The 12,234-nt window shown below is 39.4% G+C and carries 11 protein-coding genes; 9 read left to right on the top strand and 2 right to left on the bottom strand.

From position 1 onward, the window contains the following. The 3 genes from R8495_RS06330 to R8495_RS06320 all read left to right on the top strand — a co-directional run bounded on the left by R8495_RS06330 (position 1) and on the right by R8495_RS06320 (position 3,494). A complete protein-coding gene (locus R8495_RS06330; protein WP_317634639.1) occupies positions 1–525 on the top strand; it encodes a CvpA family protein in 525 nt (174 codons plus the stop codon). A 14-nt stretch (positions 526–539) separates the two neighbouring features. Then, the gene (locus R8495_RS06325; protein ID WP_317634638.1) at positions 540–2,900 is read left to right on the top strand and encodes an endonuclease MutS2; all 2,361 of its coding nucleotides are present in this window, start codon (positions 540–542) and stop codon (positions 2,898–2,900) included. Between the two features lie 108 nt (positions 2,901–3,008). Beyond that, positions 3,009–3,494: a PD-(D/E)XK nuclease family transposase gene (locus R8495_RS06320; RefSeq protein WP_317634637.1), complete on the top strand. Its 486-nt coding sequence runs from the start codon at positions 3,009–3,011 to the stop codon at positions 3,492–3,494. A 21-nt stretch (positions 3,495–3,515) separates the two neighbouring features. On the opposite strand, the gene R8495_RS06315 is transcribed toward R8495_RS06320, so the two are convergent. Both R8495_RS06315 and purB read right to left on the bottom strand, forming a co-directional pair. Continuing rightward, a complete protein-coding gene (locus R8495_RS06315; RefSeq protein WP_317634636.1) occupies positions 3,516–4,199 on the bottom strand; it encodes a type 1 glutamine amidotransferase in 684 nt (227 codons plus the stop codon). Beyond that, positions 4,196–5,491, bottom strand: coding sequence for an adenylosuccinate lyase (gene purB / locus R8495_RS06310; RefSeq protein WP_317634635.1), 1,296 nt, complete (start codon positions 5,489–5,491; stop codon positions 4,196–4,198). Before purB ends, R8495_RS06315 begins: the two co-directional genes overlap by 4 nt. Positions 5,492–5,623: 132 nt before the next feature. Here purB and R8495_RS06305 point away from each other — a divergent pair, with 132 nt between their 5' ends. From R8495_RS06305 to R8495_RS06280, 6 genes are all read left to right on the top strand, one after another. Further along, on the top strand, positions 5,624–6,913 hold the full coding sequence (locus tag R8495_RS06305; RefSeq protein ID WP_317634634.1) for an adenylosuccinate synthase: 1,290 nt from the start codon (positions 5,624–5,626) through the stop codon (positions 6,911–6,913). 13 nt (positions 6,914–6,926) lie between these two features. Then, positions 6,927–7,913, top strand: coding sequence for a GMP reductase (locus tag R8495_RS06300; protein WP_317636602.1), 987 nt, complete (start codon positions 6,927–6,929; stop codon positions 7,911–7,913). After that, on the top strand, positions 7,913–8,281 hold the full coding sequence (locus R8495_RS06295; RefSeq protein ID WP_317634633.1) for a DUF6483 family protein: 369 nt from the start codon (positions 7,913–7,915) through the stop codon (positions 8,279–8,281). The genes R8495_RS06300 and R8495_RS06295 overlap by 1 nt, the downstream gene beginning before the upstream one ends. A gap of 73 nt (positions 8,282–8,354) precedes the next feature. Further along, complete coding sequence (locus tag R8495_RS06290) at positions 8,355–9,890, top strand: ABC transporter permease/substrate-binding protein (RefSeq protein ID WP_317634632.1); 1,536 nt, start codon at positions 8,355–8,357, stop codon at positions 9,888–9,890. An 11-nt stretch (positions 9,891–9,901) separates the two neighbouring features. After that, a complete protein-coding gene (locus R8495_RS06285) occupies positions 9,902–10,828 on the top strand; it encodes an ABC transporter ATP-binding protein (protein WP_317636601.1) in 927 nt (308 codons plus the stop codon). A gap of 7 nt (positions 10,829–10,835) precedes the next feature. After that, complete coding sequence (locus R8495_RS06280; RefSeq protein ID WP_317634631.1) at positions 10,836–12,155, top strand: dihydrolipoyl dehydrogenase family protein; 1,320 nt, start codon at positions 10,836–10,838, stop codon at positions 12,153–12,155. The last annotated feature ends 79 nt before the right edge of the window (positions 12,156–12,234 follow it).

The following is a 12,234-nucleotide window of genomic DNA, read 5'->3' as shown; positions in this document are numbered from 1 at the left end:
GTGTTTAGTTTTTTAATTTGTGGTTGGATTGCGTATTCGATTTATTTTTCAGTTAAAAGAGGATTTAAGCTTGAAACAATTATGTTTGCTGGATACGTAATTTCGGGAATTGCAGCGATTTTTTTTGCGCGGCTTTTTTGGCGAGTTTTTTCACTTTATGTCCCTTATTCGTCAGTTATCAATGAAAAACCACTTTATTTTTACTCGAAAGTCAATGTTTTCGACGTCGAAGAATCGTTTTATAGAATTGTAACATTTATGATTTTTTATTTTTTGTTTTGCCTCTTAATGCGTTTTGTTGAAGTGTTTATTAAGAAGCTTCAGTTTTCTGAAACTCCCACTAATCTGAAAGTTGTGACAGGAGTACTAGGATTTATGACGGGTACATTTAGTCTTTATTTAATTTTTAGTGCTTTAGCAATGGTTCCGCTTAGTGGACTTCAAAATACGCTGACCCATTCTTTTTTAGTAAATGGTTTAATTAAAGGGCCATTTGGCTGGATTTTTAACCAGCTGTGGTTGTGATTTCAGGAGAAAAGTTGAATACAAAAGTTTTAGAAATATTAGAATTTCCGAAGATAAAAGCCGCAATTGCGGCTTTTACTGTTACAGAACAAGGTCGTTCTAAGGTTGAGCGTTTAATTCCGCAAAAAAATCGTCAAATTGTTGAAGCTTCAATCGCTCAAACAACTGACGCTGTAAATGTTTTGCGGCTCTTTGGCGGCTTTCCAATCGCCGAGGTTGCAGATATTATGCCGATTATGGCACGACTTAGAAAACATGCGATTATTTCAGGGATGGAATTAAGTCAAATCCTCTTAATTTTTAGAATTAGCGACAATTTAAGACAGTTTAACGAAACTTTGGATGAAAGGGCAATTGAACTACTTTTTTTTAAAGAAAAGTTAGCAGAAGTTGAGATTGACGAGGAATTATATGCCCGCTTGAAGCGATCGGTTGATGAAGATGGTAATATCCTTGATCGAGCTAGTGGTGAATTAATGCAGATCAGAAAAAGAATTGTTAGTCTTCAAAACGAACAGAAAAAAAGACTCGATCACATTGTTCACGGGCCGGAAGCAAAATATCTAAGTGAATCACTTGTGACTGTTAGAAATGGGCGCCAAGTGATTCCAGTCAAAGCCGAACATAAAGCACATTTTGGCGGAATAGTTCACGATCAAAGCGCAACAGGGCAAACGCTTTTTATTGAACCGCAAGTCGTTTTGAATTTAAATAATGAACTTCAGTTAGTAATCCACCAGGAAAAAGAAGAAATTCAGAAAATTTTGAGTGAAATATCAACTGAACTTTTAGAAAATATTGAAGCGATTACTGATAACGCCCGTTTGATTTATGACTTGGATTTTGCGGAAGCTAAGGCCAAGTATGCTAAGGAAATCAACGCAACTTTACCGCTTATTTCTACCAAACAGGAAATTAAACTTAAATTGGCATTTCACCCGCTGATTGATCTTCAAAAAGTGGTCAAAAACGACTTTCGGTTGGGCGGAATTCATCGTCAAATGGTAATTACTGGTCCGAATACCGGTGGAAAAACTATTACTTTAAAAACGGTCGGATTGACCCAAATAATGGGACAGGCTGGTTTATATATTCCGGCTGCTGAAGAAAGCCAGATTGCAATTTTTTCTGATATTTTAGCTGATATTGGAGATGAGCAGTCGATTGAACAGAATCTTTCCACTTTTTCCTCTCATATGAAAAATATTGTCAATATTTTGCAGTCAAGCGATCAAGATTCCCTATTGCTTTTTGACGAAATTGGCGCAGGAACTGACCCAGAAGAAGGGGCGAGCATTGCAATTAGCATCTTAAATCATTTAAAAACTCAAGGTTGTTGCGTTCTTGCAACTACGCATTATCCTGAATTAAAGCTCTATGCCTACAATACGCCAGAGGTTGAGAATGCAAGCATGGAATTTAGTCTTGAATCTTTGTCACCAACTTATCATTTACTGATCGGGGTTCCGGGACATTCTAATGCTTTTGCAATTTCAAGACGACTGGGACTTTCAGAAGACATTGTTAAGAATGCTGAGCAATTGATGGACAATGACACAGTCGGTATTAACGAAATGTTAGACCATTTAGAAAATGATCGGAAGGAACTGGCGGCAAACAATGAAGCGGTCAAGGAAGAAAAAGAACGTCTAGCTGAACTTAAAGCCCAGCTAGCTTTAAAAAACGAGGAATTAGCTAATAATCGAGAGCATTTAATCCAACAAGCAAAAAAAGAGGCTGAAAGTATTGTGGCCCAGACTGAGCGAGAAAGTCAGCAAATTATTGAAAGTTTGCGCAATCAGAAAAATGGAGAACCGGTTAAAGATAACGTTATTATTGAGGCTAAAACTCAGTTAAAATCCCTCCATCAAAAAAATCTTACGAAAAATCGGGTGCTGAAAAAAGCTCATGCTGCCAAGACCTTGCAGCCAGGAGATACAGTTTATTTGACGAGTTATGAGCAACGAGGTGTTTTGTTGCAGAAAATGGGCAGTAATGCTTGGCAAGTACAGGTCGGCTCAATCAAGATGACAGTGTCTTCTGATCAATTAGAAAAAGTTCAGGCTGCCAAGAGCTCACCACCGGTCATAAAAACAAAAGTAAAAGCTAATGTAAAACGGACTAATGAAATGCCAAGCGGGAGGCTCGATTTGCGGGGTAAACGTTATGAAGAAGCAGTTTGTGAATTAGATCATTTTATTGATGCATCGTTATTAGCAAATTATCCTTCGGCGATTATTATTCATGGATTTGGAACGGGGACGATTCGTAATCTAGTTCAAGATACGTTAAGGAATAATCCGCGCGTGACAGATTTTTATTTTGCACCTGCTAATGAAGGTGGCAATGGCGCCACAATTGTTAATTTTCAATAAAAATTAAATTATTTTGCGATTTTTTTAGCTAAATCGAAATTTTCGCGTATTTATCTAAGTGTAGGGCAGAAAAATCTGTCTAACATTTAAAAAATAAGGAGACTAGCTATGCAAAATAATATGAAAAGACAATTAAGTGACAGGCAGTTCAAAAGTGCTTTTGCAAATCCTGAAAAAAGCAATATTTTAATAAACCTCATTCATGATTTCTTGGACTTAGAAATTGAAGAAGTTGAATATTTATATCCAGAGGAATTACATAAGGTTCAGCTTTATAAATCACAGGTGAGGGTTTTAGCAAAATTAAAAGATGGCTCTGAGGTTCACGTGATGGTTGAAATGCGACGGGATAACGATTTTGTTAGACGGTCACTTCGAGGCATAACTGAAGAATTACTTAGTGAGGCCTTGCGGGCAAGGTCTGATCAACCGTTTTATGTTATTGAAATTGACTATTTTAAAATTTTTGACGATGATAGTTACTTACGCTATCTTGTTTATACCGAGCAGGATCAAAAGGAACCGAAATATCTTGAAAAGTCTTCAACTGAAGATAATATTTTCATGAAAGCAGCTGTTTTACAAGTAATTTAAGATCAAAAAAGACAAAATCATTCAATTAGATTTTGCCTTTTTTTTGCAAATGAAGTCAAGAATTTTGAACATTGCTTCTTGATTAGCCGCGGGTATCGCATTTTCTAAAACTTCTTTAGGATTTTGATTTAAAACCGATCCAGTCAGGTACGCGGCATCATTGACGACGATTTCATTAACATTTTCTTTAAGAGGTTCAAGATGAAATTGAAGACCAACAATGTTAGACGGAAGAATAAATCCCTGATTTGTGACGTGTTCACTTGAATAAAGGAGTTTTGCTGCCCTTGGAATTTCAAACATTTCTTCGTGCCAATGCAAAACATTTAATTGTTCAGGAAGTCCCGGGATTAAATTGCTCATTAAATTAACAGGAGCCCAGCCGACCTCTTTAACTGGAGCCTTTAGAACTCGATACCCCAAAGTTTTGACAATCTGTTGAGCCCCAAAGCAAACACCAAAAATCGGTTTATTAGCTGCAATTAACTCTTTAATTAAGGTTCTCTCTTTTTCGATCCAAGGTTCGCGATCGTTTGGACTCATCGGACTGCCAAGAATTACCAAAAAATCAGTTTCCTTAGCTTCTGGTAAAATGCCAAATTGTGCCGGATGGTAAACATAGAAATCATAATGGTGCATCTGAGCCCATTTTTGAATTGAACCAGGTCCTTCGTTGGGGGCATGTTGTAAAACATTTATAATCATAGTAATCCAACGCGTTTAAAAATATCGTCTACATGTTTGAGATGATAATGATAATCAAATGCTTCGTCAATTTCAGTGGGAGTTAAAGTTGACTTGATAGTTGGATTATTTTCTACGAGGGGCTTAAATTGGAGACCCTCGTCCCACGCACGGGCAGTTAAAGGCTGAATTAGATCATAAGCCCTTTCGCGAGTTAATCCAGCATCAATTAATTTTAATAAGATGCGCTGACTATAAATTAAACCGTAAGTTAAGTTCATATTTTCTTTCATGCGCTTAGGAAAAACAGTGAGGTTAGCTAGGATTTTCGTAAAACGTTGCAACATGTAATCCAACAAACCAGTAGCATCCGGGAGCATAATTCGTTCAGCCGAAGAATGAGAAATGTCACGTTCGTGCCACAAGATGACGTCCTCATAAGAAGGAGTCACATAGCCGCGCAGAATTCTTGCAAGGCCACAAATATTCTCGCAGCCGATCGGATTACGCTTATGGGGCATTGCTGACGATCCTTTTTGTCCTTTTTGAAAAAATTCTTCAACTTCATGGATTTCTGAACGTTGAAGGGAACGAATTTCGGTGGCAAATTCCTCAAGACTGGTACCAATTAAAGCTAAAGTAGCTAGATAATCAGCATGTAAATCGCGCGGCAGGACTTGGCTGGATATTTCGGCGGGGTGAAGGCCTAATTGCTTACAAACGAATTCTTCGACAAAAGGAGGGACGTTGGCAAAAGTTCCAACCGCTCCGCTAATTTTTCCTGCTTCAACCTCAGAGGCGGCAGTTTCAAATCGTTTGAGGTTGCGTTTGGTCTCTGAGTACCAACGAGCTAGTTTAAGCCCAAAAGTTGTTGGCTCGGCTTGAACGCCATGAGTGCGGCCAATCATGACCGTATCTTTGTATTTCAGGGCTTGTTCTTTAATCACCGCTAAGAGATTATTCAGATCTTGTCTCAAAAGCGAATTGGCTTGTTTGAGCCGGTAACCTTGAGCTGTGTCTACAACGTCAGTGCTGGTAACGCCGTAGTGGATCCATTTACTAACCGGTCCAAGCGATTCAGAAACATTTCGGGTAAAAGCAACAACGTCGTGATGAGTAATATTTTCAATTTCGGCGATTCGATCTTCGTCAAATTTAGCATTCTTTTTAATTTCTTCAACGTCGACTGCCGGAATTTCTCCTAATTCTGCCCAAGCTTCATCGACTGCAATTTCGACTGCAAGCCATGACTTGTATTGATTGTGTTTTGACCAAACTTGCGCCATTTCAGGGCGGGTATATCGTTCAAGCATTTTTGACCTCGTTTTCTTTGATGATAAAACCATACCACATTTTATTCAATGATTTGCATTTTCTTGCTTGAAATTTTCGAGGCAAATTGATATATTAGGGTCTGTCAGTAAAATTTTTTACGAGGTGAGAAAATGTCATCAATTGCTGTTGTTGGAAGTCAGTGGGGAGACGAAGGTAAGGGTAAAATTACCGATTTTTTGAGTTACGATGCAGACGTAGTCGCCCGTTATCAAGGGGGAGATAATGCAGGTCATACGATTGTTTTTGAAGGGGATACCTATAAACTACGCCTGATTCCGTCAGGCATTTTTTATTCAAAAAAAACAAGCGTGATCGGCAACGGTGTGGTTTTGAACCCGAAATCCTTGGTAAATGAATTAAAATATCTGCATGAACGAGGCGTTTCGACTGATAATTTAAAAATTTCAAATCGGGCACATGTGATTTTGCCTTATCATATTTTGTTGGATCAACTACAAGAGGCAGCTAAAGAAAATAAAATTGGCACGACTAATAAAGGAATTGGACCGGCCTATATGGATAAAGCGGAGCGCGTTGGGATTCGTGTTGCTGATCTGTTAGAAAGCGATACCTTTGAAGGCAAGCTGCGCCAAAATTTAGCTGAGAAAAATCGTTTATTTACCAAAATGTATGATCACGAGCCTTTAAACTTTGATGATATATTTGAAGAATATTATGAATACGGTCAAACTTTAAAAACTTATGTGACTGATACTTCGGTTGTGATCAATGATGCCTTGGATCAAAACAAGCACGTATTGTTTGAAGGTGCGCAGGGAGTGATGCTTGATATTGATCACGGGACTTATCCGTTTGTAACTTCTTCCAATCCAGTCGCAGGTGGCGTCACAACTGGTAATGGAGTAGGACCAAGCCGTATCAATGAGGTAATTGGGGTCTGTAAAGCTTATACCTCTAGAGTAGGCGAAGGACCGTTTCCGACTGAATTGAATAATGAAGTGGGAGATTTTATTCGCGAAGCTGGGCATGAGTACGGGACTGTAACGAAGCGACCACGGCGCATTGGTTGGTTTGATAGTGTTGTGATGCGCCATGCTAAGCGGGTTTCGGGAATTACTGCGCTTTCTTTAAATTGCCTTGATGTTTTGACGGGCTTAAAGACGCTCAAAATTGCCACCGCTTATGAATTAAACGGTGAAACGATTTATCACTATCCAGCAAGTTTTAAAGAAATTGAACACAGTCATCCGATCTATGAAGAGTTTCCGGGTTGGGACGAAGATATAACAGAAGTTAAGAAATTTAGCGATCTTCCAATAAATGCTCAAAATTATGTTAAAAGGCTGATTGAGCTCGTGGGAGTCAAACTCGCAACTTTTTCGGTTGGTCCTGACCGTGAACAAACTAATGTATTAATTGATCCTTGGAATAAGGCGTAAAGGAGAAACTATGATGATTCCCACTGAAGTATTCGATTATGAAGATATTCAACTTGTCCCTAATAAATGTATAATTGAAAGCCGGAGTGAAGCTGATACTACTGTTGAGTTTGGACCACGAACTTTTAAAATTCCGGTAGTTCCCGCAAACATGGAGACGGTCCTTAATGAGTCACTTGCAGTTTGGCTGGCTGAAAATGGATATTTTTACATTATGCATCGTTTTAAGCCGGAGAAGCGCCACGATTTTATTAAGAAAATGCACGAAAAAAATCTTTTTGCTTCAATTAGTGTGGGCGTTAAAGAAAATGAACACGATTTTATTGATGAGCTATCAAATTCTAAAGATGTGCCAGAGTACGTCACCATTGATATTGCTCACGGTCATTCTGATTCTGTAATTAGAATGATTAAGCACTTAAAAAAGTCATTACCAGATAGTTTCGTTATTGCAGGCAACGTTGGAACTCCAGAAGCAGTAAGGGAATTAGAAAATGAAGGAGCTGATGCAACTAAAGTTGGGATTGGACCTGGTAAAGCTTGCATCACTAAGCTAAAAACTGGTTTTGGCACAGGGGGCTGGCAGCTAGCGGCAGTTCGTTTGTGCTCAAAGGCTGCCCAGAAGCCGATTATTGCTGATGGTGGGATTCGATACAACGGAGATATTGCCAAGTCAATTCGCTTTGGAGCAGCAATGGTGATGGTTGGTTCGCTGTTAGCTGGTCACGATGAATCGCCTGGAGATAAAATCATGATTGATGGCAAAACTTACAAGCAGTATTGGGGTTCGGCCTCCGAAAAGCAAAAAGGTGCCTATCGCAACGTTGAAGGTAAGCAGATGTTGGTTCCTTATCGCGGTGCTATTGCTGATACACTGCAAGAGATTAGGCAGGATTTACAGTCATCGATTTCTTATGCTGGTGGACGCAAATTAAATGATATTCGCTATGTTGATTACGTGGTGGTCAAGAATTCGGTAATGAACGGGGATAACTATTAATGCAAAATGACGAAAAGGATTGGATTGTTCGCCAGGTCAAATCATTTGCTCAAGGATTAGGGTATCTATTGGGACATGGCAAGAGTAATCCCGGCTCTGAAATTGTCTTTCCTAAAGAATATTCTGCTCCTTTACCGCATCAAAAGGATTTGCAAAAATTGATTGACCAGAGACAATACCAGCAATCGGTGACGGAGTTTAAAGGATTACGCTACGCAATGGAAGAGGAGTTGTATCTCAAATTGGGAAATTGGCTCTATTCTAACTTATCTCGCTTAGACGAGGATCAATTGCAAGCAGGACATTTTTCTAAAGCGCAAATTGACGCTGAGGTTGAAGAATTATCGCAAATATCATTAGATTTATAGATCGTAAGGAAATTACGGTCTTTTTTATTGATTTGCGTTAAAATATAGTCAAAACAAACAACGGGAGTTGTGAATGGATAATTTGATCTCGACTTTTAATTTGCACCGCGGAGAGCTTGTAACCGCTTTGTGGCAGCATCTAAATATTTCACTGATTTCGCTTTTAATCGCAATTGTGATTGCCGTACCGCTAGCAATCGTGGTGGTCAATCATCAAAAAATTGCTAATTTTCTTTTGCAGGTGACCGGAGTCTTTCAAACGATTCCATCGCTTGCTTTATTAGGACTGCTAATTCCGTTTGTCGGGATTGGCAATACTCCAGCGATAATTGCTCTTGTGATTTACGCATTGTTGCCAATTTTTCAAAATACTTATCTGGGTTTAACCTCGATTGATCCAATTCTTTTAGAAGCGGCAGACGCTTTTGGCATGTCCCGGTGGCGCCGGTTGTTTAAAGTCGAGTTACCACTTTCAAGGTCCGCGATAATTTCTGGCATTAGAACGGCCTTAGTGATGATTATTGGAACAGCAACGCTCGCAGCGCTGATTGGAGCTGGCGGTCTTGGGACTTTAATCTTGCTGGGCATTGATCGCAATGATATGGCTCTGACCCTGATTGGTGCCATCGCAGCAGCACTTCTTACCATTATTTTTAGTGCAATTATTCGTCTTTTACAAAAGGTGCGCTTTCGTTATACCATAGGAGTTTTCGTGGCGATAGCGGCAATTTTTGTTGGTAGCAATGTTTATCAAAGTGTGATCTCAAATGAAGTTCGAGTAGTGATTGCCGGTAAATTGGGAAGTGAACCGGAAATTTTGATTAATATGTATAAAGATCTGATTGAGGATGAAAATCCGCATGTTAAAGTGGAACTAAAGCCTAACTTTGGGCAAACTAGTTTTCTTTTTAATGCTTTGAAGTCTGAGCAGATTGATCTTTATCCGGAATTTTCAGGTACAGTGACCGAAAGTTTGGTTAAGGTCAAAAAAGGGATTCTGGCGAAATCAGCCTCGGCCGAAGAAATTTACCAAGTTGCCAAAAGAAATTTGGAAGATCAATTTAAAATGACTTACCTGGCTCCGATGAAGTATAACAATACTTACGCTTTGGTGGTTAAAGAACAATTTGCCAAAGAACACCATTTAAAAAAGATCAGCGACTTGGGTCAAGTTTCAACTCAACTAAATGGCGGTTTCGATTTGGAATTTTTGAATCGAGCTGACGGTTTTGCGGGCTTAAAAAAAGATTATCACTTTTCTTTTCCAACTCAGTCGCTCGATGCATCGCTGAGGTATCTCGCTTTAAATAAAGGGAAAGTTAACATCACTAATGGCTATACTACCGATCCACAAATCGTCGCTTACAAGCTACGAGTTTTAGACGATGACCAACACTTTTTTGCAATTTATCAAGGAGCCCCTTTAATGAACGATAAATTTGCAAAAAAGAATCCGAAGGTGGTTAAAAGTTTAAATAAACTTCAAGGACGAATCACAAATGAGGAAATGCAGGAGATGAATCGCCAAGTTAATTTTGAAAAGAAGTCAGCAGCTAGCGTGGCTCGTAGTTATCTAGTCAAACATCACTTACTAAAGGAAGCCAAATAATGACGCAAACGATGATTGAATTTCAGAATGTTAATAAAATCTATGATGACACCACAGTGGTTAAAGACCTGAATCTCAAGATTAAGCAAGGAGAATTTTTTGTCTTGGTCGGCACTTCGGGGAGCGGCAAAACAACGACTTTGAAAATGATCAATCATTTGATCGCTCCAACAAGTGGGGAAGTGATTGTCAATAATCAAAATTTACAGCAAACCAATATTCGCAAGCTGCGGCTTGATATTGGTTATGTTTTACAAGAGAGTGCCTTGTTTCCAAATTTAACAGTGGAGCAAAACATTGCCTTGATTCCCGAAATGAAGAAATGGTCAAAAAACCAAATTCATGAGCGAGTTGCTCAGTTGTTAGAAGACGTTGACCTAAATCCAAGTGAATATCGTAATCGTTATCCAAGGGATCTTTCGGGAGGAGAACAGCAAAGAATTGGGATTTTGCGAGCGATCGCAGTCAATCCGCCGCTGGTGTTGATGGATGAACCGTTTAGCGCGCTTGATCCAATTGTGCGCACCCAGTTACAGGATTTGGTCTTAAAAATCCATCAAAATACGAAAACTACGGTCGTCTTTGTGACCCATGACATGAATGAAGGATTGCGCTTGGGGGAACGAATTGCCATTATGCGCTCAGGAGTGATTCAGCAAGTTGCTACGCCCGAAGAAATCACAACTAATCCCGCTAATGAGTTCGTGTCATCGTTTTTTGCGGGGTCCGAGCTCCAGCAAAATCCACTTAAGTGGCCCGTGATGCGGATTCCAAAAGATTACTTTGTGTCAGCTAATTCGAATAAATCGAATCTCTCGCCTTTTCAGTCGATTGGGACGATTTTGTCGCTGTTAGCTGAACAAGAAGCGATCACAGTGGATAAGATGGGGCAGATAAGTCGCGCAAATGTCTTAAAATTTTTAGCCCAACAAGGGTAAAGGAGTTATGATGCAAAAAGTTGATACTTTAATAATTGGTAGTGGACCTGGTGCTTTAGCGGCTGCTTATAAGTTAGCGACAGAGCAGTCAGTTTTGGTTTGTGAAGATGATTTATGGGGCGGGACTTGCCCTAATCGTGGTTGTGACCCGAAGAAAATGCTTTATGCGGGGGCGGAAATCTATGCTCAGGCGCAACGATTTCAAAATAGTGGCCTGAAAGGTAATTTGGAAGTTGATTGGCCCGCGTTAATGGCTTTTAAAGAAACCTACACCAAAAATGTTCCAAGCCAAACTAAATCAGGACTTGAAACTAATCAGATCGAAACGGTGCAAGGAACAGCTCAATTTCAAGCTGCTAACCAAGTTAAAATCAATGAGGAATTATATGAAGCAAAAAATATAATTATTGCAACTGGCCAAAGGCCCCGCTCATTACAAATTCCCGGAGCCAAATACGCTTATACCAGTAATGAATTTCTTTCTTTAGCCAAGATGCCAAAACATGTAACCGTGATTGGAGCTGGCTACATTGCCCTTGAACTGAGTAACTTGGCGCGCTGTGCGGGAGCTGAGGTGGATGTAATTCAACATAATGATCATCCTTTAAAGGCTTTTCCTGCCGAGTTAGCGTCGGATTTAGTAAAAAATATGCAGCAAACAGGAGTCAATTTCTATTTTAATGAAGAAATTCAAGCGATTAGAAAAGTTGGCGCAAGTTTTGAAGTTGCAACGAATACGCAGACAATTCAAACTAATTGGATTTTAAACGCCACCGGTCGCGTGCCAAATGTCGAAAAATTAAATCTTGAGGCTGCTGGTATTAAATCTTCCCCTGCCGGAATTGAGGTTAACGATCACTTAGAAACAAGCTGCGCTAGTGTTTACGCAATCGGCGATTGTTTAGCTAAGAAATTGCCTAAATTAACACCAGTCGCTGAATTTGAAGGCAATTACGTTGCTAGTAATATTTTGGCGCCCAAGCCCCCAATTCGTTATCCTTCAATTCCAACGGTGGTCTTTTCTTCTTTGAAGTTAGCGCAAGTTGGATTTGAGAGTTTAGATCCTCAAAACGCATATGAAACTAAAATAACCGATGTGACAAATTGGTATAACTATCGGCGAGTTCAAGAACCAGGGGCGAAAGTTATGACCGTGATTGACCGCTCAACAGGAAATTTGGTTGCAGGGGCGATTTTATCAAGTTCTGCCGATGATTTGATCAATCAATTTGCACTTTTAATTAATCATAAAATTTCAGCAGAAGACGTGGCTAAGACGATCTTTGCGTATCCGAGCATCTCTGCTGACCTCAATTACCTTTATTAAGTAGTATAATGATAGTTGATAAGTTCTTTGATCTAAGATATAATTTAATTACTTTTAGTAAGTAGAAGGAGGCTTCGAA

The organism is Xylocopilactobacillus apicola (genome assembly GCF_033095985.1).
In the GTDB taxonomy this organism is placed as follows: domain Bacteria; phylum Bacillota; class Bacilli; order Lactobacillales; family Lactobacillaceae; genus Xylocopilactobacillus; species Xylocopilactobacillus apicola.
The sequence above is the reverse complement of the archived record's forward strand: the minus strand, read 5'-3'. Positions and strand labels throughout refer to the sequence as shown.

Coding starts and splice junctions, on each gene's coding strand:
- R8495_RS06295 (WP_317634633.1), top strand. CDS start 7,913: ATGCAAAATGACGAAAAGGATTGGATTGTTCGCCAGGTCAAATCATTT.
- R8495_RS06320 (WP_317634637.1), top strand. CDS start 3,009: ATGCAAAATAATATGAAAAGACAATTAAGTGACAGGCAGTTCAAAAGT.
- R8495_RS06285 (WP_317636601.1), top strand. CDS start 9,902: ATGATTGAATTTCAGAATGTTAATAAAATCTATGATGACACCACAGTG.
- R8495_RS06300 (WP_317636602.1), top strand. CDS start 6,927: ATGATTCCCACTGAAGTATTCGATTATGAAGATATTCAACTTGTCCCT.
- R8495_RS06290 (WP_317634632.1), top strand. CDS start 8,355: ATGGATAATTTGATCTCGACTTTTAATTTGCACCGCGGAGAGCTTGTA.
- R8495_RS06280 (WP_317634631.1), top strand. CDS start 10,836: ATGATGCAAAAAGTTGATACTTTAATAATTGGTAGTGGACCTGGTGCT.
- purB (WP_317634635.1), bottom strand. CDS start 5,491: ATGCTTGAACGATATACCCGCCCTGAAATGGCGCAAGTTTGGTCAAAA.
- R8495_RS06315 (WP_317634636.1), bottom strand. CDS start 4,199: ATGATTATAAATGTTTTACAACATGCCCCCAACGAAGGACCTGGTTCA.
- R8495_RS06305 (WP_317634634.1), top strand. CDS start 5,624: ATGTCATCAATTGCTGTTGTTGGAAGTCAGTGGGGAGACGAAGGTAAG.